Genomic DNA, 25,817 nt, shown 5'->3' with positions numbered 1-25,817 from the left:
GTTCACGTGGTTGGCACACTGGTGGTGCTGTGTGCCCGGACGGGCCGCGCGCACCGGCCCCGCCCGCGGGGCGCCGAGACGGGCCGCACTCGAGGAGGATTCAGCCAGGTGATCCAGCACCCCGTCCGTTCGGCACGCCGTGCGCAGTCGCCCGCCACGCCGACCCGCGCCCGGCTGCAGTCGCTGGTCCCGGGCCGCCGCCGCCCGCGCCGCATAGCCATGCTCAGCGTCCACACCTCCCCGCTGCACCAGCCCGGCACCGGGGACGCGGGCGGGATGAACGTCTACATCGTCGAGCTGGCCAAGCGCCTCGCCGAGCTGAACATCGAGGTCGAGGTGTTCACCCGCTCGATCTGCTCCGACGACGCCCCCACCGTCGAGCTCGCCCCCGGCGTCCTGGTGCGCCACGTCACGGCCGGACCGTACGAGGGCCTCCTCAAGGAGGACCTGCCCGCCCAGCTGTGCGCCTTCACCCACGGGGTGCTCCGCACGGAGGCCGGCCACCGCCCCGGCCACTACGACCTCGTGCACTCCCACTACTGGCTCTCCGGCCAGGTCGGCTGGCTGGCCGCGCAGCGCTGGGGCGTGCCGCTGGTGCACACCATGCACACCATGGCGAAGGTCAAGAACGCCGCCCTGGCCGAGGGCGACACACCCGAGCCCGTGGCCCGGGTGATCGGCGAGACCCAGGTGGTGGAGGCGGCCGACCGGCTGATCGCCAACACCACCGAGGAGGCCGCCGAGCTGGCCCTGCACTACGCCGCCCGCCCCGATCAGCTCGCCGTGGTCCACCCGGGCGTCAATCTGGACGTCTTCCGCCCCGGCGGCCCCGAGGCCGGCGCCGCCGCCCGCGCCCGGCTGGGGCTGCCGCCGCACGCCGCGGTGCTGCTGTTCGCCGGCCGCATCCAGCCGCTGAAGGCCCCGGACGTGCTGCTGCGCGCCGTCGCGGCGCTGCTGGAGCGCCGCCCGGAGCTGCGTGAGCGCCTGGTGGTGCCGGTGGTCGGCGGCCCCTCCGGTACGGGCCTGGCCCGGCCGGAGAGCCTGCACAAGCTCGCCGCCCAGCTGGGCATCGGGGACGTCGTGCGCTTCCACCCGCCGGTCGGCCAGGCGCGGCTCGCCCAGTGGTACCGCGCGGCGACGGCGCTGGTGATGCCCTCGTACAGCGAGTCCTTCGGCCTGGTCGCGCTGGAGGCCCAGGCCTGCGGCACCCCGGTGGTCGCGGCGGCGGTCGGCGGCCTGCCGGTCGCGGTGCGCGACGGCGAGTCCGGCACCCTGGTGAGCGGCCACGACCCGCGCGCCTGGTCGTACGCGCTGGAGCCGTACGTCGTCGACCCGGAGCTGGTGGCCCGGCGCGGCGAGGCGGCGGCCCGGCACGCGGCGGGCTTCGGCTGGGGCGCGGCGGCGGCGACCACCGCCGAGGTGTACGCGGGCACCCTGGCCCGCCCGGCGGGCCGCCTGGCGGGGGTCCGCCGCCGGGTGTGATGCGGTCGCCCCGCTGTGCCCTTGGGGAACCGCCGAGTAACGTCACCCCCATGGCAATCCGCACCAAGGACGAGGCCCTGACCCTCCTACGCGCCGCCCTGGACGAGGCCGGGGTGGCCTGGGAGCCGGCCGCCGCCGACCCGTACACCCTGGTGGCGACGCTCCCGGGCACCCGCAAGCTGAGCACCGCCTGCGCCCTGCGGGTCGGCGACCACAGCCTCTCGGTGAACGCCTTCGTGATCCGCCGCCCGGACGAGAACCACGAGGCCGTCTACCGCTGGCTGCTGGAGCGCAACACCCGGCTGTACGGCGTCGCCTACGCGGTCGACCCGCTCGGCGACGTCTACCTGGCCGGCCGCCTGCCCCTGGAGGCGCTCACCCCGGACGCCGTGGACCGGCTGCTCGGGACGGTGCTGGAGAACGCCGACGAGCCGTTCAACACCCTGCTGGAGCTGGGCTTCGCCACCGCGATCCGGCGCGAGTGGGAGTGGCGCACCAAGCGCGGGGAGTCCACCCGCAACCTGGCCGCCTTCGCCCACCTCGCCGCCCCGCAGGCGGAGTGACTCAGGCTCCCGTCGGAGCCTTCCGCGCCTCCGCCTCGGCCTCCGCCCCCACCGGGACGTCCGCCACCCCGGTCCGCGGCGCCGTCGCCGCCCGCGTACGGCGCCTCAGCGCCACGTGCCCGAGCGCCGCGACCGTGCCGACGACCCCGCAGGAGCTCCACAGGGCGCCGGGCCCGGCGTACTGCAGCACCAGGCCGCCCACCCCGGGGCCGAGGAACGAGGCCAGCGACCAGGACAGCGAGTAGACGCCCTGGTACCGGCCGCGCGCGTGGGTCGGCGCCAGCTCGGCGACCAGGCCCATCATGGTCGGCGCGTTGAGCACCTCGCCGACCGTCCAGACGGCCACCGACAGCGCGAACAGCCAGGCCGAGGACCCGGCCAGCGCCGCCAGCCCGAAGCCCCAGCCGGTCAGCAGGCAGCTGGCGATCAGCATCGCCGTCCGGGAGCGGCCCTCCATCCAGCGGGTGAGCGGGATCTGCAGCACCACGATCAGCAGCCCGTTCAGGCCGATGACCATCCCGAACTGGGTGGAGGAGATGCCCGCGTCGCCCATGCCGATCGGCAGGGTGGTGCTGCCCTGCTGGAAGATCAGCGCGAGCAGCAGGTTGAGCCCGACCACGGTCATGAACGGGCCGTCCCGGAACACCCGCCCGAGGCCGACCGCCGGCTCCTCGGCCGCCTTCGCCGACGCGGCGGGCCGCTCGGGCCGGGTCTCCGGGATGCGGATGAAGATCACCAGCGCGCAGATCAGCGTGGCCAGCGCGTCCAGGAGGAAGAGCGTCAGGTAGCCGTGGGAGGCGATCACGCCGGCGACGGCGGCGGAGACCCCGAAGCCGATGTTGATCGCCCAGTAGTTCAGCGAGTACGCCCGCACCCGGTCCTCGGCCGGGACGAGGTCGGCGATGATCGCCGAAGTCGCGGGCCGGGTGGCGTTGTTGAACATGCCGACCAGGAAGGCCACCACGGCGATCGCCACCGGACCGTCCACGAACCCGAGCACGACGGTGGCGGCCGCGGTGCCGAGCTGGGCGACGAGCAGGGTCGGCCGCCGTCCGATCCGGTCGGCCAGCACGCCCGCGCCGAGCGCCGCGATCGCGGCGCCGAGCCCGAACAGCGAGGCCACCAGGCCCGCGTACGAGAACGAGTACCCTCGGTTGACCGTCAGGTACATCGACAGGAACGTGACCACGAACCCGCCGAGCTTGTTCACGAGCGTCGAGACGAACAGCCACCAGAACTCGCGCGGCAGCCCGCCCACCGTCTCCCGGACCAGTCTTCGGACGCGGGGGTTGGAGACGAGGGCGACGAGCATGCGGGACTCCCGTGACAGGCGTGGGCAACCGACAAGATGTAAGTGTCAGTCATGCGGAGCACATATTACATCCGGAGGTGAGACGCCCACCAGTGCTTTTCCGGCCTCCACTAAGCTGGGCGCCATGGCTGACACGACGTACCGACTCATCCTGCTCCGTCACGGCGAGAGCCAGTGGAACCAGAAGAACCTGTTCACCGGTTGGGTCGACGTCGACCTCAACGAGAAGGGCGAGAAGGAGGCGGCCCGCGGCGGTGAGCTGCTCGCCGCCGAGAACCTTCTCCCCGACGTGCTGCACACCTCCCTGCTGCGCCGCGCGATCCGCACCTCGCAGATCGCCCTGGACAAGGCCGACCGCCACTGGATCCCGGTCTCCCGCAGCTGGCGCCTGAACGAGCGCCACTACGGCGCCCTCCAGGGCAAGGACAAGGCCCAGACCCTGGCCGAGTTCGGCGAGGAGCAGTTCCAGCTGTGGCGCCGCTCCTACGACACCCCGCCGCCGGTCCTGGCCGACGACTCCGAGTACTCCCAGGCCCACGACGCGCGCTACGCCGAGATCCCGAGCGAGCTGCGCCCGCGCACCGAGTGCCTCAAGGACGTCGTCGAGCGGATGCTCCCGTACTGGTACGACGCCATCGTCCCCGACCTCGCCGCCGGCAAGACCGTCCTGGTCACCGCCCACGGCAACAGCCTGCGCGCCCTGGTCAAGCACCTCGACGGCGTCTCCGACGAGGCCATCGCCGGCCTGAACATCCCCACCGGCATCCCCCTCGTCTACGAACTCGACGCCGACTTCAAGCCCCTCACCCCGGGCGGCCGCTACCTCGACCCGGAGGCCGCCGCCTCCGCCATCGAGGCGGTCAAGAACCAGGGCAAGAAGTAGACCACTTGCCGTTACGGCCCCTCACCTGCGCTTTAGGCGCTGGTGAGGGGCCGTCGTCATTCCCGGGCCGTCTGTGGGCCGTCAGTCGTCGTGATCTTGAACCCCGAAGACGCCCTCCATGGCCCTCCTCGCCCGGTGCCGACTGTCCGGCATCAGGTGGGCGTACACCCGCAGCGTCAGCCCCGGATCGGCGTGGCCCAGGTACTCGCTGACGGCCTTGATGCTCTCCCCGGCGTCCAGCAGCACCGACGCGAAGAAGTGCCGGAGCGCGTGCATGCCGTGCTCCCGGGCGGACGCGTAGCCCTCGCCCTTGCCCGGCTTCGGGATGACCCCGGCAGTGGCTAGGGCGGGCTTCCAGTGGTCCTCGTTGAGCATGCCGCGCCAGACGATGTGGTCCGACAGGCTGGTGAAGAGCAGTCCCTTGGTGACGGGCGGCCCGCCCACCCTCATCCACGGCAGCGTGATCTCCACCGGCGGGAACCGCTCCATGTGCGCCTTGAGCGCGTCGGCCACCGGCCGGGGGAGCGGCACGCTCCGCAGCGTCCCGCCCTTCGGCGGCGCGAACACCGGCTTGCTCCGGCTCAGCTTGAGCTGCTGGGTGACGTGCATCGTGCTGGCGTCGAAGTCCAGCGCGTCCACGGCCAGGCCCAGGATCTCCCCCTGCCGCAGCCCGCAGCCAGCGCCCACGTCCACCGTTGTCCGGTATCGCTCCGTCATGGCCGCCCGAACGGCGAACACCCGCTCCGGCTCCCACGGGACGACCCGCCGGGTACCGACGACCGGCGGGCGCACGGTCTGCGCGGCGCACGGGTTCCGGAGCAGGATGCCGTCGTCCACGGCCGCGCTCAGCACGGCCCGCACGTTGGAGAAGATGACCCGGGCGTACGACCCCGACATGCCGGACGTCTCCAGCTCGGCGACGAACTCCCGGATGTGGCTGGGCTGGAACGACGAGAGCGGCCGGGCCCCGATCCGGGGGAAGGCGTGCCGCCGGAGCTGCGACTGCATCGAGGCCTGCGTGTTGGGGTCGCTGGTCTGGCTCCTCAGCCAGTGCTCGGCGAACTCCTGGAAGGTCGTCTTCGCCGTCGTCGGGTCGAGGTACTGCCCGCGCGACATGTCGGCCTCGATCCGTGCCAGCCACTCCTCCGCCTGCCGCTTCTGGCGGTCGGGGAAGCTCTTGCTCTTCTTGGTCCCGTCCGGCGCGACGTACCGGGCCCGGTAGCGCTTGCCGGTGCCGTAGCGGTCGGTGCGGATCCGGCGGGGCTTGCCGTCCGGGCCGGTCTCGGTCTTGTACCAGCGGTCTTGGATGTGTCCGGCCATGGGGCCGCTCCTTGGGGTGGTGGGTGAGGTGTGGCTGTGCGGGGCCGGTAGGGCGGTAGGTAGGGCGCCGGTAGGCCGGGCGGTAGGCGCGCTCCGACCTGCGGTTCCTACCGGCCTACCGCCGCCCGAGAGGGGGTGGGGGAGGCCCGGTGGGGGAGGGGCCGGGGCCCGCCCGTGGTGCCGCCGAAGCGGAGGCCCGGCGGCAGGTTGGGGAAGCGGCAGGGAGGGAGGCGGTCGGGCGCCGCCGGAGGGTGGTTTCAGGGCCGCCGGCGGGGGCGCCGGGGGTGCCTCCCTGGCCGCCTCCCTGGTGGTTCAGGCGGCCTGCTGGGTCTGGTCGGTGACCCATTGGGCGACGGCGTCGGGGTGGTACCGGAGGTGTCGGCCGACGCGGAAGGCGGGCGGGCCGGTGCGCTTGCGGCGCCACTGGTAGACGGTTTCCAGGGGGACGCCGAAGAGGGCGGCGACGTCTTCGGGGGTGAGGAAGCGAGTGGGGAGGGCGACGACGGTGGGTCGCGGGTCGGCCGGGGTGCGGCGGTCGGTCACGGGCGTCTCCGGGCGGGTCGGGCCTGTCGCCTCACCTGTCGTGTCGCCTGTCTGTCACCTGTCGCCTGTCACCTGTCTGTCGCCTGTCGGCGCGCAGGTCAGGGGGTGGTTTCGGGCCTGTGGGGCCCGTTTCGGGGTGGGGACGACAGGTGACAGGCGACAGGTGACAGGTGGGCCGGACGGGCGGTGGTCGGGCCGGGCGGGGTGGTTGCGGTGGGTGAGGGCGTCAGGCGTGTCAGGGCGGGGTGTCAGGGGCGTCAGGACCGTCAGGACGGGCCTGCGCGTGTCGGTCCGGGGGTGTCAGGGGCGTCAGAAGCGGTGCCGGAGGGGGTGTCAGGACCGTCAGGGCGGGGTGTCAGGGGCGTCAGAGCGGGGTGTCAGGCGGGGGTTTCTCGCGTGCGCGTGCGCGTTGGTCTAGGGATCTGGCCGTCAGAGGCGTCAGACGGTTTCTGACACCTGCGGCCTGACGGCCTTCGTCCGGGGCTCTCGTGACGGAGGGTGATCTCCCACCCACCTCCCACCCACCCGGGAAAGCTCCCCCCGCCCGCTCAGGGGCCCGGGAGGGCGCTCTCGGGCTGGGTGGGGGGTGGGTGGGAGATTGCGGGCAGTCACGGGGCGCCGTGCGGCCCTAGCGGCCGGCGGAGGGGTGCGGGGCCCGGTTCGGGCGGGTCGCGGGGTTCGGCCGGCGGCGGGCGCTAGGCGCTAGTCGGCCGGTCGGAGCGGGTTGTGGGCGCTAGCGGGGGTGCTAGGTCTAGCGGCCGGTGCTGCTAGCGGCGCGGCGGCCCGGGGGCGGCCGGGGCTTGGTGGGGAGCGGGCGCGGGGCGTCGTGGCGGCCGGTGGACCGTTCGTGCGGGTCGGTCGGACATCGAGTGCGGTGGGTGTGCGGGGCATCGTGGGGCTCCGTTCTGCGGGTGCCAGAGGGTCAAGATCAGGTGCCAGCGGGGGTGACAGTCGGGGTGACAGGCGCCGACTGTCGGCTTTGCGGGCGCGCGTTACCTGGGGAAATCGGGCCCGGGTGACAGTCACCGACTGGCGCCTGTCACCTGACAGTCGGCTCCGGCCGGTCGGCGTGGGGTGTCCGGTTCGGAGAGTTGGTGCGGTGCAGCGTCCGCAGTGCCCGCAGCGTCCGCAGGTGCGGTATCCGTGCTGGTCGGTCGGGGTGCGGGGGTGTGGACGCTGGCGGGGGTGCAGCGTCCACTCAGGGGGTGCCAGCGTCCGCAGCACGGGTGGTTGCGGACGCTGGAGGGGGGTTTGCGGACGCTGCGCGGACGCTGGCGGGTCGGCTAGTGTCCGGGAAGTTCGGGCTGGTCAGGGGGCCTGCGCACGGGCGGCCAGGACGCTGCGGGCGCTGCGGACGCTGCGTTCATCGAACTCTCCGGATCGGCCAGGGAGACGGTGATGAGGCGGCGGCGGTGGCGGTCGGCGGAGCGCTGGGTGTCGTCGACCAGGACGCCGACCGTGCGCAGGACCGGGGCGAGGCGTTTGAGCTGTCCGCTGGCGCGGGTGGCGTCCTTGGGCCACTTCGGGTGGAAGGTCTCGCCGGTCAGGGACAGGCGGGCGAGGAGTTCCCCGGCGGTGCCGTTCCAGTGGCCGGTGTCGTCCACCAGGGTCAGAACGGCGGAGCCGAACGGGTCGCCTTCCAGGGCGTCGGCGTTGGTGTTGGCGGAGGCGGACAGGTAGGCGTCCAGGGTGGTCCACTCGCGGATCTGGTCGAGGGCGGCGAGCACGCGGGCGAAGTCGGCCATGCGGGGCAGGGTGTCGAGGCGGACCGTGGGCAGCAGGGCCAGGGCTTCGGCGAGGAGGTCGAGGAGGGCGGCCAGGATCGCGGGGCGGTGCTCGGCGAACGCGGCGTCCAGCTCCTGTTCGGTGCGGCGCTGGGAGGGGTCGATGAGCTGGAGGTCCAGGGTCATCAGCCGCTCGGCGAGGTCTCCGGCCAGGGCCCCGGCGTCGATGGTCGTCATGGCCAGCACCCGGCGGAAGGTGAGGACGACAACGTCGTCGTCGGTGTAGAGGGCGCGGTCCACGATGCCGTCACCGGTCACGGCCTTGCACAGGGTGTCGGAGAGCCACGGCGCGATGGTGGAGACGTTGTCCAGGCACAGCGCCCAGGAGTTGAACGCCTGGGTGGCCCACGCCTTGATGTCCCGGGGCTGGGAGCGCTTGGTGGCCGGGGACGGGTCGATCAGGTTGACCACGGTCTGCGCGGCCTTGGACTTGCCGGTGCCCTGCTCGCCCTTGAAGGTCAGGATCGGGTGGGGGATGTGCGGAATCCACGCGGCGACCAGCCAGCCGACCAACTGGCGGAAGGCGGTGTCGTCCATGTTCACCAGCGAGCGCAGCCGGTCCAGGCCGGTGGCGGCCTGGTCGCGGTCGGGGGTGGGCATGACGGCCATCGCGCCGGAGCGCCGGAAGTAGACCGGGGAGCGGTCGGCGAGCAGCCAGGAACCGGGGGTGACGATGACACACCGGCCGTCGGCGGTGCCCAGGTCCAGCACGATCCGCTCCGGGCCTCCGGCCACCCGCAGGTGGACCGGTACCGGGTCGGTGGCGGCGCACTGGCCCTCCAGCACGGTCATGGCGTCGGCCAGGGAGCCCTGGGAGGGTACGGAGCCGCCGTTGGCGTCGGTGTAGGCGCGGGCCAGGGCCGAGCGCAGACCGGCCTTGCCCCGCAGCGGCAGCACGATCCTCGGGCCGTCCACGGCGACGGCGTAGGGGCGGCCGTCCTCGGAGACGATGAAGTCGTAGCGGGCGCGGGCCAGGGCGACGAGCTGGGTGGCCTGGTTCGGCTTGCCGTCCTCCGCCTTCCCGGCGGCGGCGCGGGCGACCGGCCGGGCGGGCCTGGTGTCCGCCGGGCGGGTCTCGCTGCGGGGGTTGGTCGGCGGAGCGGTCGGAGTTGGTCGGGTCGTCTCGGGCACCGTCGGGTGTCCTTCCGTCGTGTCGTCAGTCGGGTGGAGAAGTCGGGCCGGTCGCCGACCGCGCGCCCTGCCGCCGCCCCTTAAGAGCGCTTCTCCTCGGGGGAGTTGGCGGTGTTCGGGCGGGCACGCTCGCCCTCGGTCCGCCGAGGAGAAGCGCTCTTAAGGAGGGGGTGTTCACCGGCGGCCGGTCGGGTGCTCACCGGTGCTCATCGGGCGGGCCTGAAGAGGCCACCGCCGCGCCTGAAACGGGTGCGGGGCGGGTGCCGCCGGGCTGGTGGACGGGCTGGAGAAGCGCTTTTCCGGCCGGGGTGTTCACCCGTCCTGAGCCGGGTGCTCACTGGTGTTCACGGGTTCTGACCAGGGGTTTCAGGGGCACGGCCGGGGGTTTCAGCCGCACCCGGGGCCGCTTCAGGAGCGGGTCCGGGCGCTTCAGCCCCGGCCGGTGAGCGGGTCGTGAGCGGCGGTGAACACTCCGGCGTTCACCGGTGAGCACCCACCCGGACCGGGCACCGTTTCAGGCGCGGGGGTGGCCTCTTCAAGTCCGCCCGCCCGGGCTTCAAGGGCACCCGGTGAGCGGCCCGTGAGCGGGCGGTGAGTGGAGGTGAACGCCGGTGAGCGTTCACCCGTTCCGGCCGCCGTTTCAGGTCCACCGGCGGCCGTTTCAGGCCCGGCGGTTCGGGCTTCAGGGGCGCCCGGTGAGCGGGTGGTGAGCGAGGGTGAGCACCCGTGAGTGTTCACCCGCACCGCAAGAGGAGCACCCCCTCGCCCCCGGTGCTCTTCTTGCTTGTTCAGGCAGCCGGGGCCAGCAGCGACAGGACCGGCGCGGCCGGGGTCGGCGGGTGCGGGGCGCTCATGCCGAACGTCCGGGTCACGGCCTGGGCCACCAGCTTGGTGTAGGCGTGGAGCGGCCGACGCGGGTGCGACAGCGCGGCACGGGCCAGCTCCGAGTACTCCTCGATCTGGGAGGTGTCGGAGGCGATGATCGTGAAGCGCAGGGCCTCCGCCAGTTCCTCGGACTTCAGCAGGTCCGAGGCGGTGAGCATCATCGAGGGGTGGAAGGCCAGCAGGCCCACCATGTCGTAGAACCGCAGCGACACCGACACCCGCACCGACAGCCGGGCCTCGTCCTGCCCCGGCTCCGTCTCGCCGAACAGCGAGACGTTCTCCTCCACCGCGTCGGTGGTCAGGGACGGCTGAGTGCTGAGCGAAGCGTGCATGATGGAACTCCCTTCACCGGGGCACGAAGCGGCGTACTGACTTGGCGGTTGGGGCGCCGCTTCGCTGCATGTTTGGGCAGGTCAGAGAAGCGCTAAGCCTGTTCCCTTGTTGCTTAGGGGGGCTTTCGCTCTCTCGCGATACCCAAGGTAGGCAGTGCCCGTCTGTGCGTCAAGTCCCTCTAGCGGTAGGCTTGCTTTGCCCCCCTAGGCAGTGAAGGGATCACGATGCACGAGGAGCTTGAGCGGGTGGCCGACGTGGCCGTCCCGATCGACCGGGCCAAAGCCGCGATTGCCCTGATGGCGGACTACCAGAACCGGGTGGTCGAGCTGTCCCGAGTCCGCCGGGAGGCGATCGAAGAAGCGTCGGCGGCGGGCATGTCGCAGACCGAGATTGCTGCTCTGCTCGGCGTAAGCCGTGGGCGCGTCGGTCAGCTCGCGTCGACCGGCCCCGCGCCGGAGCGGGCCTTCTTCGGGCTCGGCCCGATGACCGTGGCGGTCGGAGGCAAGTACGAGGCGGGGAAGTCTCTGGACGAGAACCCAAGCCAGGTCGTGACCAGGGAAGACCTGAACAACTACGAGCACCTGCGGAAGCTGTTCACGGGCCTGAAGCTCGACTCCGAGTACGAGGTCATCCCGCCCTCCGGCATTGTGAATCTGAACCGCGAACACCTGGTCGTCATCTGCGGCCCTCGCCTGTCCCCGATCGTGGCCCAGGTGCTCGAAGGTGACGACCATCTGCGGTTCCGCAAGGACACGGCCTGGCACCTGGTAGATCTCCAGACCGAGACGGAGTACCGGTCACCGCTCGACGTGGACGGCACGGCCGGGGACGTCGGCTACCTCGCTCGGCTTCCCCGTCTCGACGGCAAGGGCACGTTCCTCTACATCGCGGGCATCCACGCGATCGGCGCGAACGGCGTCGTGCACTACCTGGAGAACCACCTTGGCGAGCTGTACCGCGAGGTTCGGACGAAGCGTTTCTCCACGCTGATCTCCTGCCGTTACGACCCGGAGACTCTGGAAGTTCTGGAGAGCAGCAGGGTTACCCCGATCTACCGACACGAGGGCTGACAGATGCGCGTCTCCATCGCCACCGCTCCGGGCGGCACCAACCCCAACGAGGACTGGGTGGCGGCCACGCCCACGCTCGCCGTCGTCCTCGACGGTCTGAGCACGGCCGGGCTAGACACCGGCTGTCGTCACGGAGTCCCTTGGTACGTGGCCCAGTTGGGCGGCCACCTGGTGGCCGCGCTGGCAGAGCCCGGCCGGCCGCTCGCCGACGGGCTGGAGCAGGCCCTCGACCAGGTGGCCGCGCTCCACCCCGGTTGCGACCTCGCCAACCCTGGTACGCCGTCGGCAACAGTCTCGATCCTGCGGGCCGGAACCGACCGCTTCGACTACCTTGTCCTCGCCGACTCGCCGATTGTCTTCGAGCGGGCTGACGGCTATCAGGTGGTGACCGACCTCCGGGTGGACACCGTGGTGCCCGAACTCCGCGCCGAGACAGAACGGTTCGCCACCGGGACGCCCGAGCACACAAAGGCTGTTCGCCGGATGGTCGAGGCCCAGCGGCTCACCCGGAACACCGTGGACGGCTACTGGGTGGCTGCTTCCAGCGGCGAAGCGGCGCACTATGCGATCACAGGTGCGGTGCCCCTGGAGGGTGTCCAATCGGTGGCGGTCATGTCGGACGGAGTATCGCGACTTGTCACTGAGTACGAAGAGGCGTCATGGGCTGTTGTCTTCGCAATGCTTCGAAGTGCTGGGACGGAAGGACTGATCGGGGCAGTTCGCGCAGTCGAGGCCACTGATCCGGAAGGTCTCCGTTGGCCCCGATATAAAGCAGGTGACGATGCATCGGTGGCGTTCTATACGGTATAGCGCAGAGGTTCGATGAACCCAGCGTTGCGCGACGGTCGGGTCCCGGCGAAGTTACTGATACGAGACCGCTCGTAAGGCATGGGCCAGCCGTGCGTTCCGGCAGAATGAACAGCCATGGCGGATGGAGGACTTTGGGTTGCCCTGATAGGCGTCGGCGGCACGCTTGCGGCCGGAGCTACGACTGGAGCGCTCGGGAATCGGGCGCAACGTCGCGGGGAGGAAGCACGAGAGCGAGAACAGCACCGTCAATTGGAGGCAGCAAAGGAGGAACGAGAGCACGGCGTGCATGCCGAGCACCAGATTTGGTTGCGTGAGCGACGACAGGCAGCGTATGCGGACCTTTTGGATGCTGCGTCAGAATCGCGGACATTGATACGGGACCTGGTGGTGGCCGTAGTGGATGACGACTGCGAGTTCGAGGGTGTCCTTGGCGTGCTCGACGGAACTCGTCGGTCGATGCAGCTCCTTAGCCGTCGGTGCACAGAAGTTGAGCTCCTCGGTCCTGAAGCCGTAGCTGAGGCGGCTCGTGAGTTCCTTGACCGCGTTCAAAGCGCATGGTCGACCTTTGCTGACTACGCGGTGCTTCGTCGCGACAGGACTCTTACCTCAGAGGAGTTGCGGGTTGCCGGGGCCCGTTTCCTGGCATGCAGGGAGCAGGTTCAGCAAGCAGAGGCTGAATTGTTGGCGGCGGCTCGCTCCGCCCTTGCTTCGGCGGCGAAACCTACGGGGAGTGGCTAACGCCTTCTGTGTCTGGGCCGTCTGTGGGCCGTCCGGCGTCGGCGGAAGGCGGCCGATGATGACAAATGCCGACAGCTCGACCCCAGGTCAGAGGCCACTGACCAGACCCGAAAGATCGACAGGCCAGACCCAGGGCAAGAAGTAGTTCGTTCTTCCCTCACGGCCCCCGCTCCGCGTGCTGCGCGGACCGGGGGCCGTCGTCGTGTGCGGATCGTTCGCTCTCCGTCAAACCCCCTGGTCCGGACGGGAGTTGGGGTCCACGAAATGGTTCAGACCATTGACGGCGGAACGCGGTGCTCCTACCGTGGGAGCACCGGACTGGCACAGGCATGCCAAAGATCCAGAACTGCCCGTCGCGCACCCCCACGCGCGACCACCGCCGTCCGGCGCACTCTCCATCCACCCCCACGGAGGAGCACCATGCGCAAGCGTCACGTCGTCGGGGCGGTCGTCGCCGCCCTGGCGGTCCCGTTGGCCCTCGCCTTCCCGGCGCAGGCCCACGGGTACATCAACACCCCGCCCAGCCGGGCCGCGCTCTGCGACGAGCACGTCAACGGCGTCCCCTGGGACTGCGGCGACATCCAGTGGGAGCCGCAGAGCGTCGAGGGCCCCAAGGGCTTCCCGAGCCTCGGCCCCGCGGACGGCACCATCTGCGCCGGCGGCAACGCCCGCTTCGCCGAGCTGGACGACCCGCACAACGGCGCCTGGCCCACCACCCCGGTGACGGCGGGCCAGCAGGTGACCTTCACCTGGAAGTTCACCGCCCGGCACGCGACCTCGGACTTCGCGTACTACATGACCAAGCCGGGCTACGACGCGAGCCAGCCGATCACCCGGTCCAACCTGGACCTGACGCCGTTCCTGGACGTCCCGTACGACGGCACCCAGGTCCCCAGCACGCTCAGCCACACCGGAACTCTCCCCAGCGACCGCACCGGCCACCAGGTGGTCGTCGCGGTCTGGACGATCGCGGACACCGGCAACGCCTTCTACTCCTGCTCCGACGTCCAGTTCTGACAGTCCCTGACAGTCCCTGACAGTCTTGACAGATCCGACCGTTCTGACAGCTCTGACAGCTCTGACAGCTCTGACGGCGCCGGACGACCCCGGCCCGTACGCACCGGTGCCCGGCCGTCTCGCACGACGGCCGGGCACCCGGCGAAGGACTCCTCAGTGGCCGCCGCAGCAACCGCCGTCGGCGCCGCCGCACTGGCAGGGCGCGCCGGACTGGCAGCCGCATCCGCAGCCCGGGCCGCAGCCGCAGCCGGCGGCGAGGACGGGGAGCAGGGCGGGCGGGAGAGGCTCGACGGGGTCGTGGGCCGGTGCAGGACGGGTCGGGTGGGCCTTCATCGAACTGTTCCCTCCTCGTGGCGGGCACACGTCGGTGCCTGCGATTCGAGTGAAACCGCCGATCGGAGGGATCGTCAACAGGCGCGCAGGCGCGGAATGCACGGAACGCCGTGCATCCGCACCACCCTCGCCACGGGTTTACTCACCCCTCAAGGTGAACGGTCCCCGCCACCCCGGCCCGGCCCCCGGCCCGGCCCAGGCCGGGCTCACTCGGAGGGCGCGGCCTGCTCGGCCTCGGTGGCCGCCACGAACTCGGCCACGTGCTCGCCGGTCACCAGGTAGACGACCCGCTTGGCCACCGAGACGGCGTGGTCCGCGAAGCGCTCGTAGTACCGGCCGACCAGCGTGATGTCCACGGCGGTCTCGATGCCGTGGTGCCAGCGCTCGTCGATCAGGTGGGAGAGCAGCTCCCGGTGCAGGGTGTCGATGGCGTCGTCGTCCTGCTCCATCTCCAGCGCCTTGTCGACGTCCTTGGTCGCGATGACCAGGCCCGCCTTGGCGACCAGGCGCTGGGCGAGCTGGCCCATCTCCAGGACGGTCGAGTGCAGGTCGCCGGGGACGGCCGAGTCGGGGTAGCGCATCCGGGCGATCTTGGCGACGTGGCGGGCGAGGTCGCCGCAGCGCTCGAGGTCGGCGCTCATCCGCAGCGAGGTGACGACGATGCGCAGGTCGGTGGCGACCGGCTGCTGGCGGGCCAGCAGGTCGATGGCCCGGTTCTCGAGCTCGTGGTGCAGCTCGTTGACCTTCTCGTCGGCGGCGATCACGCTCTCCGCCAGCGCCAGGTCCGCGTCGAGGAGTGCGGTGGTCGCCCGGCCCAGGGCCGAGCCGACGAGCCGGGCCATCTCGACCAGGCTGTCGCCGATCACATCGAGTTCCTCGTGGTACGCGTCGCGCATGATCTCTCCTCAGTAGCTGTGTCGGTGGCGGTGCCGACCGGTCAGCCCGTCCGATCGTCGTCCGATCGTTCGAGTGGCCGCTGCTGGTGTGCGCGAATGGTACGCGCACCCCCGAGACGGTGCCCGGGATTCGGCGCACCGTTCGACCCACACGGGCTGCATGGCCAACTCTCAGCCGTCCGGGCGAAGCGGCACGGCCAGTACGGTGAATCGGCAGCTACGTGAAGGTGAATTCTCGGCAACGCGCGGCCGATGCCTTGATCCAGCCCTTGGGGACCGCACGCGCCGTGCGCTTACGCTGGCCACATGGACGTGAACGTGGCCGCCGCCGCTGCCTGCGCCATAGCCGGGCTCGGCGTCGGCCTCACCGCCTCCATCGCCTTCCGCTGGAGCGAACGCGAGCAGGCCCGGGGCAGGTACAACGGCACCGGCGGCAGGCAGAACAGCCGGCACCAGCCCCTGGGCGCCGGCCACCCCGAGGCCCCCCTGCCGCCGGGGGTCGACACCGTGCTCTCCGTGCTGCGCTCCTGCGCGATCGTGCTGGGAGAGGGCGACGAGGTGGTGAAGGCCAGCTCCGCGGCGTACGCGATGGGCCTGGTGCGCGGCGGCGCGGTCGCCGTGGACCAGATGCTCGCGCTGGCCCGCGCCACCCGCCGGGACGGCGAGATCCGCCAGGTCGAGCTGGAGGTGCCCCGCCCGGGCGCGGCCCGCGCGGCCGAGCCGCTGGCCGTCTCCGTCCGGGTCGCCCCGCTGGGCTCCCGCCTGGTGCTGGTCCTGGTCGAGGACCAGACGGAGCGCCGCCGGGTGGAGGCCGTCCGCCGGGACTTCGTCGCCAACGTCAGCCATGAGCTCAAGACCCCGGTCGGCGCCCTGTCGCTGCTCTCCGAGGCGGTGGCCGACGCGTCCGACGACCCGGAGGCCGTGCAGCGCTTCGCCGGACGGATGCAGATCGAGGCGACCCGCCTGGCCAGCCTGGTCCAGGAGATCATCGACCTCTCCCGGGTCCAGGACGACCGCCTGATGGTCGACCCGGAGCCGGTCGCGGTGGACGAGCTGATCGCCGAGGCGATCGACCGCTGCCGCCAGCAGGCCGCCGCCAAGCAGATCCTGATCGCGGCCGGCGGCATCGCCGGCCTCTACCTCCACGGCAACCGCGGCCAGCTCGCCGCGGCCCTCGGCAACCTGGTCGAGAACGCCGTCAACTACAGCCCGCCGCGCACCCGGGTGGCCATCGCCACCCGGCGGATCTCCAGCGCCGCGGCGCTCGGCGAGGCCGACGGCGAGCTGATCGAGATCTCGGTGACCGACCAGGGCATCGGCATCTCGGAGAAGGACCGCGAGCGGGTCTTCGAACGCTTCTACCGGGTCGACCCGGCCCGCTCCCGCCAGACCGGCGGCACCGGCCTCGGCCTGTCCATCGTCAAGCACGTCGCGGCCTCGCACGGCGGCACGGTCTCGGTGTGGAGCGTCGAGGGCCAGGGCTCGACCTTCACCGTGCGGCTGCCCGCCGGCCAGGCCCCCGCCCAGGACGAGGACCTGGACGAGGACCTGGACGAGGACGGGCCCGCCACCCAGAACCCCGCCGGACCGGCCTTCCGGGCCGCCCCGGCGACCCGGACCCTCAACACGGGCCGTTCCGACGGCACGGCCCGTTCGCTCCCCGCCGGGGAGCGGGAAGCACCCCTGTCAGACACAACCCCCCAGCTTGCCCCGGAGGCCTGATCGTGACCCGAGTACTGGTGGTCGAGGACGAGGAGTCGTTCAGCGACGCCCTCTCGTACATGCTCCGCAAGGAGGGCTTCGAGGTGGCGGTGGCCGCCACCGGCCCCGACGCCCTGGAGCAGTTCGAACGCAACGGCGCCGACCTCGTCCTGCTCGACCTGATGCTGCCGGGCCTGCCCGGCACCGAGGTCTGCCGCCAGCTCCGGGTGCGCTCCAACGTCCCGGTGATCATGGTGACCGCCAAGGACAGCGAGATCGACAAGGTCGTCGGGCTGGAGATAGGTGCCGACGACTACGTCACCAAGCCCTACTCGACCCGTGAGCTCGTCGCCCGCATCCGCGCGGTGCTGCGCCGCCGCGGCGAGGACGGTGGCGCGGGCGACAACGGCGGCGGCCCGGGCGCCCTGGAGGCGGGCCCGGTCCGCATGGACGTCGACCGCCACGTGGTGACGGTGGACGGCGCCAAGGTCGACCTGCCGCTCAAGGAGTTCGACCTGCTGGAGATGCTGCTGCGCAACGCGGGCCGGGTGCTGACCCGCATGCAGCTGATCGACCGGGTCTGGGGCGCGGACTACGTCGGCGACACCAAGACCCTGGACGTCCACGTGAAGCGCCTGCGGGCCAAGATCGAGCCCGACCCGGGCGCGCCGCGCTACCTGGTGACGGTCCGCGGCCTCGGCTACAAGTTCGAGCCGTAGATCCGCCCGTACGAGTGAACGCGAAGGCCCCCTCCGAACAAACGGTCGGAGGGGGCCTTCGCATGGCCCGTGACGCCCCCGGCGGGCCGGGAACGGCCCGCCGGGGAGGGTGTCAGTGGGCGGTCGGCGAGGTGCCGGCGGCCGGGGTGGTCGCCCCGGTGGTCGGCGCGGCCGGGGTGGTCGGGGCGCCGGCGGCCGGGGAGCCCGAGGCGGCGGGGGAGCCCGAGGCGGCCGGGGAGGCGGCCTTGGTGGGCACCGCGGCGGGGGAGGCGCTCGGACCGAAGCCCTCGTAGAGGTTCTTGTCCTTGAGGTCCGAGTCCGGGGCCACGCTCGGCTCGGCGGTGACGGTCTGCACCTGGGAGGACGGGTTGTCCTTGTCCTCCTTGATGCCGAAGGCGGCCTTGGCGAAGCCGCCGACCTTGACGTTGGCCGAGGGGACGGTCGCGGTCGGGTTGCCCTTGCCGCCGATGGCCACCGAGCCGCCGGCCGGGATGACGATGGAGGTGGCGGGGGCGCCCGAGGCGTCGGTGAAGGTGGCGTTGCCGCCGCCGAGCACGACGGACTTGAGCTCCGCCGGGGTGCTGCCGGTGTTCGCGATGTTCACGACCACGCTGGCGGGGCCGGTGAAGTCACCGGAGGACTTCACCGGGGTCACGACCACGATGTTGTTCAGGCGGAGGTTCGTCCCGATCGTCGCGGCGGCATTGTCCGGCTTGACCTGCAGGGTGTCCGGCGTGTTGCCGGCGGCGCAGGACGAGAGCGAGGCGATGGCGATGGCGGCGATGGCGGCGATGCTGCCGCGTCGAAGGCTGCGGCTCACGGCGGCGGCTTCTCCTTTTGGTGGCTTGTCGGTAGGTCAGGTCTCAGATTATCGACCTCACTTATGCGGCCTTCACGGGGAGGTCCCCGTGTCGCACTTCCGAGTCCCTCGGGGGGCCGTCCGGCCGCATCCCGGGGCCGTGCGGGACCGCCCGGGACGGCCGGAGCGTCACCGGTCGGCATCACGGACGGGACACATGTCGACCAAGATCGAATAACGATGCGGGCGCGGCCCGGAACGCGACGAAAACTCAAGATCCAATCATGGTGTCCGGGGTGTTGCGCAAGGGTTTCGTCAGAGGTCTGAACCGCCTCCCACCTGCGGGAAGCCACTCTCGAACACCGGTCGCAGCATGCCAGGGGGGCGCTTGTCAAGCCCCGAGACCGGTCCTGACCTGCGAAAACGCCCTTCGGGTGGGGCGCGAAGCGTGTTATTCTGGAAAGCCACGGAAGGGGTCCTGTCACATGACGTTCAAGGTTGGCGACACGGTGGTCTACCCCCATCACGGGGCCGCGTTGATCGAGGCCATCGAAACTCGCCAGATCAAAGGTGTGGACAAGACCTACCTGGTGCTCAAGGTGCAGCAGGGAGACCTGACGCTCCGGGTGCCCGCCGAGAACGCGGAGTTCGTCGGCGTTCGCGACGTGGTCGGCCAGGAGGGTCTGGACCGGGTCTTCGAGGTGCTGCGCGCACCGTACACCGAAGAGCCGACCAACTGGTCCCGTCGCTACAAGGCGAACCTGGAGAAGCTCGCTTCGGGTGATGTCATCAAGGTCGCCGAGGTCGTGCGCGACCTCTGGCGTCGCGAGCGCGAGCGCGGCCTCTCGGCCGGCGAGAAGCGCATGCTCGCGAAGGCACGCCAGATCCTCGTCAGCGAGCTCGCGCTGGCGGAGAACACCAACGAGGACAAGGCGGAGACGCTGCTCGACGAGGTCCTCGCCTCGTAGTGCTCGCGTAGCCGTAGTGCAGTCGGGCAGCAGCCCACCGCTCACAGCGCCCGGTGTCGGCGCGCCACTCCACGGACGACGTGTCCGGGAGTGGTGCAGTGGCACTTCGGGCGCTGAGGCGTGTCCGGACGACGCCTCCGGCCCGGGCCGGTGCTGCCTTGCAAGACCGTTTCTGCGGGGTTGTGCGGCGGGCGGTTGGACCGTGGTTCTTCGGAAGGGGCCCGGAGCCCGCCGGGCACGCCACTGCCATACCCACTTCGCCGAAGGAGTGAAACCTGAACGCCTCAGCAGCAGTCGCAGCAGCAGTGGTGCCGGCCGCCGGACGCGGTGAGCGGCTGGGGCCCGGCGCCCCGAAGGCCCTGCGGGAACTGGGCGGCGTGCCGCTCCTGGTGCACGCCGTACGGGCGCTCGCGCGCAGCCGGGCCGTCGGCCTGGTCGTGGTCGCCGCGCCCGCGGACGGGGTGGCCGAGGTCGTCGCCCTGCTGGACAGCCACGGGCTGGACGGCAAGGACGTCCGGGTGGTGGCCGGCGGCTCGACCCGCCAGGAGTCCGTCCGGCTGGGCCTGGCGGCGATCCCGGAGGACGTCCGGATCGTCCTGGTGCACGACGCGGCCCGCCCGCTGGTGCCCGTCGAGGTGGTGGACGCCGTCGCGGCCGCCGTCCGGGGCGGGGCCGTCGCGGTGGTGCCGGCGGTGCCGCTGGCCGACACCGTCAAGCGGGTCGAGCCGAACCCGGGGGCCCCCGAGCCGGTCGTCGACACGCCCGACCGGTCCACCCTGCGCGCGGTGCAGACCCCGCAGGGCTTCGACCGGGCCGTGCTCGTCGAGGTCCACGCCAAGGCGCTGGCCGAGGAGGAGGCGGGCGCCGCCGACGCGCCGCCCGTCACGGACGACGCCGGCCTGGTGGAGCGCTACGGCGGCCGGGTCGTCGTGGTGCCCGGCCACGAGGAGGCGTTCAAGGTCACCCGTCCCCTGGACCTCGTGCTCGCCGAGGCCGTACTCGCCCGCAGGAGGGCCGCCGATGCCTACTGACCCCGCGCTCCCCGTGATCCCCCGGGTGGGGATCGGCACCGACGTGCACGCCTTCGAGGCCGGCCGCCCGCTCCGGGTGGCCGGACTGGAGTGGCCGGACGCCGAGGTCGGGCTCTCCGGGCACTCGGACGCCGACGTGGCCGCGCACGCCTCCTGCGACGCGCTGTTCTCGGCCGCCGGGATCGGCGACCTCGGCGCCCACTTCGGCACCGACCGGCCCGAGTGGGCCGGCGCCTCCGGGGTGAAGCTGCTCGGCGAGGCGGCCCGGCTGGTCCGCGAGGCGGGCTTCGAGATCGGCAACGTCTCCGTGCAGGTGATCGGCGTGCGCCCCAAGGTCGGCAAGCGCCGCGCCGAGGCGCAGGCCGCGCTGTCGGAGGCCGTCGGCGCGCCGGTGTCCGTCTCCGGCACCACCACGGACGGGCTGGGGCTGACCGGCCGCGCCGAGGGGCTGGCCGCGATCGCCACCGCCCTGGTGTACGAACGGCGTTGAGTCGGCCGCCGGTGAAGGCGCCGGAAACGTCGGGAAGTCGACGGCCGTCCGAGGGTCCGCGTCGGTAGTGTTCGGCGCGGGCCCTCGCGGGCTTCGCCCGTGGGCCCGTACCGCCTCCGACGTGAAGGGGTTATCCGATGAGTGACGTCCAACTCTCCGACCGGGCCAAGGCGTTGATCGACGGCGAGAGCTTCGCCGTGGTCTCCACGATCCAGCCGGACGGCAGCCCGCAGTCCTCGGTGGTCTGGGTCAGGCGGGACGGCGAGGACATCCTGTTCTCCACGGTGGAGGGCCGCCGCAAGCACCTCAACCTGGTCCGCGACCCGCGCGTCTCGCTGCTCGTCAACCCGCCGGACAGCCCGTACGAGTACCTGGAGGTGCGCGGCGCGGTGACGATGACCACCGAGGGCGGGCGGGAGTTGATCGACGAGCTGGCCGCCAAGTACCGGGGCGTGGACTCCTACACCTGGGACGCGCCCGACGCGGTGCGGGTGGTCGTGCGGCTCACCCCGCGCAGGATCGCCGGCGGCGTCTGACGGCCCTCCCGCGCCGTTCCCGGGCGGTGGCGCCCGCCATTCCCCGGGAATGTCGCGGGGCACCCCCCGCCGCCCACTACGCTTGACGCTGTGAGCATTCGTCTGTACGACACCAGCACCCGCCAGGTACGCGACTTCGTCCCGCTTGTACCGGGTTGTGTCTCGATCTACCTGTGCGGCGCTACCGTCCAGTCGGCGCCTCACATCGGGCACATCCGCTCCGGCCTGAACTTCGACATCATGCAGCGGTGGTTCGCCTACCGCGGCTACCAGGTCACCTTCGCCCGCAACGTCACCGACATCGACGACAAGGTGATCGCCAAGGAGCGCGAGCAGGGCGTCCCGTGGTGGCAGATCGCCTACGAGAACGAGCGCGCCTTCAACGACGGCTACAGCGCGCTCGGTTGCCTGCCGCCAACCGTCGAGCCCAGGGCCACCGGGCACGTCCCCGAGATGATCGAGATGATGCAGGGGCTCATCGAGCGGGGTCACGCCTACGCGGCGGACGGCAACGTCTACTTCGACGTGAAGTCCTACCCCGGCTACCTCGCGCTCTCCAACCAGAAGCTGGACGACCTGCGCCAGCCCGAGGGCGAGGGCGAGACCGGCAAGCGCGACGCCCGCGACTTCGCGATGTGGAAGTCCGCCAAGCCGGGCGAGCCGAGCTGGGAGACGCCGTGGGGCCGCGGCCGGCCCGGCTGGCACCTGGAGTGCTCGGCGATGGCCCACAAGTACCTGGGCCCGGCCTTCGACATCCACGGCGGCGGGCTCGACCTGATCTTCCCGCACCACGAGAACGAGATCGCCCAGTCCAAGGCCTACGGCGACGACTTCGCCAACTTCTGGGTGCACAACGCCTGGGTCACCATGGCCGGCGAGAAGATGAGCAAGTCGCTGGGCAACTCGGTGCTGGTCTCCGAGATGGTCCGCGCCTGGCGTCCGATCGTGCTCCGCTACTACCTGGGCGCCCCGCACTACCGCTCGATGATCGAGTACAGCGAGGAGGCCCTGCGCGAGGCCGAGGCCGGGTTCGGCCGCATCGAGGGCTTCATCCAGCGGGCCGTCGAGCGCTGCGGTTCGGTCGACGCGGCGCCCGAGGTGCCGCCGGCCTTCGCCGAGGCGATGGACGACGACCTGGGCGTGCCGCAGGCGCTGGCCGTCGTGCACACCGCCGTCCGCCAGGGCAACAGCGCCCTGAACGCGGACGACAAGGAGAGCGTGGTGGCGCGACTGGCCGAGGTCCGTGCGATGCTCGGAGTGCTGGGCCTCGACCCGCTCGACCCGCACTGGGCCGGGACGGAGCGCGGCGAGGACCTCCACGGAGTGGTCGACTCGCTGGTCCGCCTGGTCCTGGACCAGCGGCAGGCGGCGCGCCAGCGCAAGGACTTCGCCACCGCGGACGCCATCCGCGACCAGCTCGGCCTGGCCGGGCTGGTGATCGAGGACACCCCGTCCGGCCCGCGCTGGACGATCAACAGCCAGTAACCCCATCTGACGATCGGGGTGATGGGTGGGCCGTACCGCACCGGTGCGGCCCTCCCGCATGACGTAGCGCATGTCGCGGGCCGCCTCCGCAGAGAGCGGGGAGGCCGGGCATGCCGGACAGACAGGAAGTACAGCCATGGCCGGCAACAGCCAGCGCAGGAACCGCCGCAACCCCGGATCGAAGAAGGGCGCGTCTGTCGGTACCGGCGGCCACAGCCGGAGGGCGCTGGAGGGCAAGGGCCCGACGCCGCACGGCTCGGAGCGCAAGGGCCACCCCAAGCAGCGCGCCGCCAACGCCGCGGTCAAGCGCGAGCGCGACGCCAAGGCCCGCGCGGGCATGCGCCGGGCCGGCGGCGCCGGTCGTGGCGGCCGCGGCGGCGCGGGCAGCGCCGAGCTGGTCTTCGGCCGCAACTCCGTGGCCGAGGCCCTGCAGGGCGGCGTCCCGGCCACCGCGCTGTACGTCCAGCAGTTCATCGACACCGACGACCGCGTCCGCGACGCCTTCCAGGCCGCCAACGACCGCGGCATCCCGCTGATGGAGGCCCCGCGCCCCCAGCTGGACCAGATGACCGGCGGGATGAACCACCAGGGCCTGGTGCTCCAGGTGCCGCCGTACGAGTACGCGCACCCGGACGACCTCCTGGTGGAGGCCGCCGACGCCGGCCAGGACGCGCTGATCGTTGCGCTCGACGGCGTCACCGACTCGCGCAACCTGGGCGCCGTGGTCCGCTCCGCCGCCGCCTTCGGCGCGCACGGCGTGGTCATCCCCGAGCGCCGCGCGGCCGGCATGACCGCCGGTGCCTGGAAGACCTCCTCGGGCGCCGCCGCCCGGCTGCCCGTCGCCCGGGCCACCAACATGACCCGCACGCTGGAGGCGTACCAGAAGGCCGGTCTGATGGTCGTCGGCCTGGCGGCGGACGGCGAGGCCGAGCTGAGCGACCTGGAGCTGCTGACGGGCCCGGTCGTGGTCGTCGCGGGCAGCGAGGGCAAGGGCCTGTCCCGGCTGGTCTCGGAGACCTGCGACATGCGGGTGCGGATCCCGATGTCCGGTCTGACGGAGTCGCTGAACGCCGGTGTCGCGGCGGGCATCGTGCTGTACGAGGCCGCGCGACTGCGCTCCAAGCGCTGAGCACAACCGCCGGTGACGGCGCAGGCGATCTTCTGAATTGCCCGCGTTCCGGAGGAAAAACGATCGGGCCCGACCGGGCCCGATCGTTTTTTTCATGATCACTTCAAGTGTGCGCCGCAGATCCACCCGGGAGAGTGTCCAAAGCGGCCGTCACCCGGTTAGACGGGCGTGGACACCAGAACACCTCGGCGCCCCCTGTTCGGCGGCGGCAGCACCGGGATAGACGCGGGCCCCGGCCTCAACACCGTCAAGGTGGACTCCGACCCCGGGCGCATCAGCAGCACCCAGGCGAGCTTCCGGCTCCGGCTCGGCGCGCCCGTGGCCCCGATCATCGACGCCCCGGCCGCACTGCTCTCCACCGGCGCGGCCTTCGGCGACCCGTACGCGAGCCAGGGCCTGATCCGGCGTCCGCTGGTCACCCCGCAGGTCGTCGTGCCCGCCTCCGCCGTCCCGGCGCTCGCCGGGGCCGCGGCCGGCGGCGCCCCGCGCCGCAAGGGCCGGGTCACCGCCGTCACCTGGACCGGCCAGGCCGACCCCGGGGACCTCGCGGCGACGCGGCTGCTGGAGGCCGTCCGGTTCGCGGGCGCGGACGCGGACACCGAGGTGATCCCGTCCCTGGCCGGCGCCCGGACCGTCCCCCGCCAGCCCCGCGAGGGCGCCGGCACCGCCACCGACGCGGGCGTCGGCCCGATCGGCCAGCCCCACGGTTGGACACCGAGCGGCGACCTGCCCGAGGTCTCCGCCGCCGAGGCCGAGGGCAGGCAGCCCTGGTACCCCGGCCGCCGCGTCGACCTCGGCCTGGTGCTGCTGCCGCTGCGCGCCGTGCTCGGCTCGCTCTCCGTCTACGCCGGGTTCAGCAAGCTCTGCGACCCGGTGTACTTCGACGGCGGCGAGCGCGGCTCGATGGTGCGCTGGCTCTCCTCGCTGCACCCGTGGAAGGTCGCCGAACCGCTGCTGGCCTTCGCCATGGCGCACCCGGTGGGCTCCGGCCTGGTGGTCTCCTTCACCGAGATCGTCGTCGGCGTGCTCACCCTGCTCGGCCTGTGGCAGCGGCTCGCGGCGGGCGCGGCGATGGTGCTCTCCGCAGCGCTGCTGTTCACCGTCAGCTGGCGCTCCGTGCCGGTCTACGACACCCCCGACCTGATCTTCCTGGCGGCCTGGAGCCCGCTGCTGATCGCCGGAGCGCCGTTCGCCTCGCTGGACGGGCGGCTCAGCCTGGAGGCCTGGCGGCGCATCGGCGCCGGCGCGCCGGGAGCGCTGCGGCGCCGGGTGCTGCGCCGGGGCGCGATGGTCACCACCGTCGTCGTCGGCCTGACCCTGCTGCTCGGCTCGATGCTCGGCGCCGCCGTCCGCACGGGCGCCCGCACGCACCAGGCGCCGCCCCGCCCGGCCACCGACTACGGCAACCCGGTCTGGCCGAACGGCACCCCCTCCGGCGCGCCCGGCGGCCAGGCCCCGTCCACCTCGCCCTCGCCCGCCGCCCCGCACCCGACCACCCCGGCGCCCTCGCCGACCGCCCCCTCCGCCAAGTCGAGCGCCACGCCCGGAGGCAAGCACTCCGGCAAGGCGGGGGAGGCCGGCGGCGGCCAGAGCCCGGCCGCCTCGGCCCCCGGCGGCGGCTCCGCGCCCGCGCAGCGGGGCACCCCGGCCCCGGGCGGCGGCTCGGGGACGGCGCCCAAGCAGAGCCCGTCCAACGGGCCCGGCCTGCTCGGCGGGGTGCTCGGCAGCGGTCCGCTGGCGGAGCTGTCGGGCGGGGCCCGCTCCTCCCGTCCGGAGGCCGTCGCGACCTGACCTCCCCGGGACGACGACCGGCCGGGTGCTCCGTGGGGGAGCACCCGGCCGGTTCGCTCGGTGGGAAG

Annotated in this window: 23 protein-coding genes; 15 read left to right on the top strand and 8 right to left on the bottom strand. The window is 72.2% G+C overall.

Annotated features, from left to right (window positions below; genetic code table 11):
• The first annotated feature begins 108 nt into the window (after window positions 1–108).
• Entirely contained in the window at window positions 109–1,482 is a 1,374-nt protein-coding gene (gene mshA, locus ACIRRS_RS32165) for a D-inositol-3-phosphate glycosyltransferase (protein WP_402978357.1), read from the top strand.
• Between the two features lie 50 nt (window positions 1,483–1,532).
• Entirely contained in the window at window positions 1,533–2,045 is a 513-nt protein-coding gene (locus ACIRRS_RS32160; protein WP_402978354.1) for a YbjN domain-containing protein, read from the top strand.
• A 1-nt stretch (window position 2,046) separates the two neighbouring features.
• Here the strand turns inward: ACIRRS_RS32160 and ACIRRS_RS32155 are convergent, their stop codons facing one another.
• Entirely contained in the window at window positions 2,047–3,357 is a 1,311-nt protein-coding gene (locus ACIRRS_RS32155) for an MDR family MFS transporter (protein WP_402978351.1), read from the bottom strand.
• Window positions 3,358–3,481: 124 nt separating this feature from the next.
• Between ACIRRS_RS32155 and ACIRRS_RS32150 the strand changes: the two genes are divergently transcribed.
• Window positions 3,482–4,240, top strand: a complete 759-nt coding sequence (locus ACIRRS_RS32150) for a phosphoglyceromutase (RefSeq protein WP_402978348.1) — start codon at window positions 3,482–3,484, stop codon at window positions 4,238–4,240.
• An 81-nt stretch (window positions 4,241–4,321) separates the two neighbouring features.
• On the opposite strand, the gene ACIRRS_RS32145 is transcribed toward ACIRRS_RS32150, so the two are convergent.
• From ACIRRS_RS32145 to ACIRRS_RS32130, 4 genes are all read right to left on the bottom strand, one after another.
• Window positions 4,322–5,560: a tyrosine-type recombinase/integrase gene (locus ACIRRS_RS32145; RefSeq protein WP_402978345.1), complete on the bottom strand. Its 1,239-nt coding sequence runs from the start codon at window positions 5,558–5,560 to the stop codon at window positions 4,322–4,324.
• Between the two features lie 312 nt (window positions 5,561–5,872).
• Window positions 5,873–6,103 (bottom strand): helix-turn-helix domain-containing protein, encoded by a 231-nt coding sequence (locus ACIRRS_RS32140; protein ID WP_402978342.1) that lies wholly within the window; start codon window positions 6,101–6,103, stop codon window positions 5,873–5,875.
• A 1,283-nt stretch (window positions 6,104–7,386) separates the two neighbouring features.
• Entirely contained in the window at window positions 7,387–9,018 is a 1,632-nt protein-coding gene (locus ACIRRS_RS32135; RefSeq protein WP_402978339.1) for an ATP-binding protein, read from the bottom strand.
• Window positions 9,019–9,806: 788 nt separating this feature from the next.
• A complete protein-coding gene (locus ACIRRS_RS32130; protein WP_402978336.1) occupies window positions 9,807–10,235 on the bottom strand; it encodes a hypothetical protein in 429 nt (142 codons plus the stop codon).
• Window positions 10,236–10,460: 225 nt separating this feature from the next.
• On the opposite strand from ACIRRS_RS32130, the gene ACIRRS_RS32125 reads away from it, so the two are divergent.
• From ACIRRS_RS32125 to ACIRRS_RS32115, 3 genes are all read left to right on the top strand, one after another.
• On the top strand, window positions 10,461–11,306 hold the full coding sequence (locus tag ACIRRS_RS32125) for a sigma-70 family RNA polymerase sigma factor (RefSeq protein WP_402978333.1): 846 nt from the start codon (window positions 10,461–10,463) through the stop codon (window positions 11,304–11,306).
• Between the two features lie 3 nt (window positions 11,307–11,309).
• Window positions 11,310–12,116, top strand: a complete 807-nt coding sequence (locus ACIRRS_RS32120; protein WP_402978330.1) for a protein phosphatase 2C domain-containing protein — start codon at window positions 11,310–11,312, stop codon at window positions 12,114–12,116.
• 1,158 nt (window positions 12,117–13,274) lie between these two features.
• On the top strand, window positions 13,275–13,871 hold the full coding sequence (locus tag ACIRRS_RS32115; RefSeq protein ID WP_402978328.1) for a lytic polysaccharide monooxygenase: 597 nt from the start codon (window positions 13,275–13,277) through the stop codon (window positions 13,869–13,871).
• Between the two features lie 153 nt (window positions 13,872–14,024).
• On the opposite strand, the gene ACIRRS_RS32110 is transcribed toward ACIRRS_RS32115, so the two are convergent.
• Both ACIRRS_RS32110 and phoU read right to left on the bottom strand, forming a co-directional pair.
• Window positions 14,025–14,204, bottom strand: coding sequence for a hypothetical protein (locus ACIRRS_RS32110; protein WP_402978325.1), 180 nt, complete (start codon window positions 14,202–14,204; stop codon window positions 14,025–14,027).
• A gap of 206 nt (window positions 14,205–14,410) precedes the next feature.
• On the bottom strand, window positions 14,411–15,100 hold the full coding sequence (gene phoU, locus ACIRRS_RS32105; RefSeq protein WP_402978322.1) for a phosphate signaling complex protein PhoU: 690 nt from the start codon (window positions 15,098–15,100) through the stop codon (window positions 14,411–14,413).
• A gap of 306 nt (window positions 15,101–15,406) precedes the next feature.
• On the opposite strand from phoU, the gene ACIRRS_RS32100 reads away from it, so the two are divergent.
• The gene (locus ACIRRS_RS32100) at window positions 15,407–16,822 is read left to right on the top strand and encodes a sensor histidine kinase (RefSeq protein ID WP_402978319.1); all 1,416 of its coding nucleotides are present in this window, start codon (window positions 15,407–15,409) and stop codon (window positions 16,820–16,822) included.
• A 2-nt stretch (window positions 16,823–16,824) separates the two neighbouring features.
• Window positions 16,825–17,520 (top strand): response regulator transcription factor, encoded by a 696-nt coding sequence (locus tag ACIRRS_RS32095; protein ID WP_031069385.1) that lies wholly within the window; start codon window positions 16,825–16,827, stop codon window positions 17,518–17,520.
• 112 nt (window positions 17,521–17,632) lie between these two features.
• Here ACIRRS_RS32095 and ACIRRS_RS32090 read toward each other — a convergent pair whose 3' ends face one another.
• Window positions 17,633–18,340 carry a DUF461 domain-containing protein gene (locus ACIRRS_RS32090; protein WP_402978316.1) on the bottom strand — a complete coding sequence of 236 codons (708 nt, stop codon included), beginning with the start codon at window positions 18,338–18,340 and terminating at the stop codon, window positions 17,633–17,635.
• A gap of 464 nt (window positions 18,341–18,804) precedes the next feature.
• Between ACIRRS_RS32090 and ACIRRS_RS32085 the strand changes: the two genes are divergently transcribed.
• The 7 genes from ACIRRS_RS32085 (at window position 18,805) to ACIRRS_RS32055 (ending at window position 25,749) form a co-directional block, all read left to right on the top strand.
• Window positions 18,805–19,287: a CarD family transcriptional regulator gene (locus tag ACIRRS_RS32085; protein WP_014136563.1), complete on the top strand. Its 483-nt coding sequence runs from the start codon at window positions 18,805–18,807 to the stop codon at window positions 19,285–19,287.
• Window positions 19,288–19,562: 275 nt separating this feature from the next.
• On the top strand, window positions 19,563–20,318 hold the full coding sequence (ispD, locus tag ACIRRS_RS32080; RefSeq protein WP_402978476.1) for a 2-C-methyl-D-erythritol 4-phosphate cytidylyltransferase: 756 nt from the start codon (window positions 19,563–19,565) through the stop codon (window positions 20,316–20,318).
• Entirely contained in the window at window positions 20,308–20,808 is a 501-nt protein-coding gene (ispF, locus tag ACIRRS_RS32075) for a 2-C-methyl-D-erythritol 2,4-cyclodiphosphate synthase (protein WP_402978313.1), read from the top strand. The genes ispD and ispF overlap by 11 nt, the downstream gene beginning before the upstream one ends.
• 137 nt (window positions 20,809–20,945) lie before the next feature.
• Window positions 20,946–21,344 (top strand): PPOX class F420-dependent oxidoreductase, encoded by a 399-nt coding sequence (locus tag ACIRRS_RS32070; RefSeq protein WP_402978310.1) that lies wholly within the window; start codon window positions 20,946–20,948, stop codon window positions 21,342–21,344.
• 90 nt (window positions 21,345–21,434) lie between these two features.
• The gene (cysS, locus tag ACIRRS_RS32065; protein ID WP_402978307.1) at window positions 21,435–22,829 is read left to right on the top strand and encodes a cysteine--tRNA ligase; all 1,395 of its coding nucleotides are present in this window, start codon (window positions 21,435–21,437) and stop codon (window positions 22,827–22,829) included.
• A 136-nt stretch (window positions 22,830–22,965) separates the two neighbouring features.
• Window positions 22,966–23,958 (top strand): 23S rRNA (guanosine(2251)-2'-O)-methyltransferase RlmB, encoded by a 993-nt coding sequence (gene rlmB, locus ACIRRS_RS32060; RefSeq protein WP_402978305.1) that lies wholly within the window; start codon window positions 22,966–22,968, stop codon window positions 23,956–23,958.
• 168 nt (window positions 23,959–24,126) lie between these two features.
• Window positions 24,127–25,749 (top strand): DoxX family membrane protein, encoded by a 1,623-nt coding sequence (locus ACIRRS_RS32055; protein WP_402978302.1) that lies wholly within the window; start codon window positions 24,127–24,129, stop codon window positions 25,747–25,749.
• The last annotated feature ends 68 nt before the right edge of the window (window positions 25,750–25,817 follow it).

The sequence above is a fragment of the Kitasatospora sp. NPDC101183 genome (assembly GCF_044767945.1).
Lineage (GTDB): Bacteria > Actinomycetota > Actinomycetes > Streptomycetales > Streptomycetaceae > Kitasatospora.
Note: the sequence above shows the minus strand (reverse complement) of the source record. Positions and strands in the feature narration are given on the sequence as shown.

Excerpts from the sequence above, each read along its gene's own strand:
- ACIRRS_RS32160 (WP_402978354.1), top strand. The coding sequence starts at position 1,533 with ATGGCAATCCGCACCAAGGACGAGGCCCTGACCCTCCTACGCGCCGCC.
- ACIRRS_RS32155 (WP_402978351.1), bottom strand. The coding sequence starts at position 3,357 with ATGCTCGTCGCCCTCGTCTCCAACCCCCGCGTCCGAAGACTGGTCCGG.
- ACIRRS_RS32150 (WP_402978348.1), top strand. The coding sequence starts at position 3,482 with ATGGCTGACACGACGTACCGACTCATCCTGCTCCGTCACGGCGAGAGC.
- ACIRRS_RS32145 (WP_402978345.1), bottom strand. The coding sequence starts at position 5,560 with ATGGCCGGACACATCCAAGACCGCTGGTACAAGACCGAGACCGGCCCG.
- ACIRRS_RS32130 (WP_402978336.1), bottom strand. The coding sequence starts at position 10,235 with ATGCACGCTTCGCTCAGCACTCAGCCGTCCCTGACCACCGACGCGGTG.
- ACIRRS_RS32125 (WP_402978333.1), top strand. The coding sequence starts at position 10,461 with ATGCACGAGGAGCTTGAGCGGGTGGCCGACGTGGCCGTCCCGATCGAC.
- ACIRRS_RS32120 (WP_402978330.1), top strand. The coding sequence starts at position 11,310 with ATGCGCGTCTCCATCGCCACCGCTCCGGGCGGCACCAACCCCAACGAG.
- ACIRRS_RS32115 (WP_402978328.1), top strand. The coding sequence starts at position 13,275 with ATGCGCAAGCGTCACGTCGTCGGGGCGGTCGTCGCCGCCCTGGCGGTC.
- ACIRRS_RS32110 (WP_402978325.1), bottom strand. The coding sequence starts at position 14,204 with ATGAAGGCCCACCCGACCCGTCCTGCACCGGCCCACGACCCCGTCGAG.
- phoU (WP_402978322.1), bottom strand. The coding sequence starts at position 15,100 with ATGCGCGACGCGTACCACGAGGAACTCGATGTGATCGGCGACAGCCTG.
- ACIRRS_RS32100 (WP_402978319.1), top strand. The coding sequence starts at position 15,407 with ATGGACGTGAACGTGGCCGCCGCCGCTGCCTGCGCCATAGCCGGGCTC.
- ACIRRS_RS32085 (WP_014136563.1), top strand. The coding sequence starts at position 18,805 with ATGACGTTCAAGGTTGGCGACACGGTGGTCTACCCCCATCACGGGGCC.
- ispF (WP_402978313.1), top strand. The coding sequence starts at position 20,308 with ATGCCTACTGACCCCGCGCTCCCCGTGATCCCCCGGGTGGGGATCGGC.
- ACIRRS_RS32070 (WP_402978310.1), top strand. The coding sequence starts at position 20,946 with ATGAGTGACGTCCAACTCTCCGACCGGGCCAAGGCGTTGATCGACGGC.
- rlmB (WP_402978305.1), top strand. The coding sequence starts at position 22,966 with ATGGCCGGCAACAGCCAGCGCAGGAACCGCCGCAACCCCGGATCGAAG.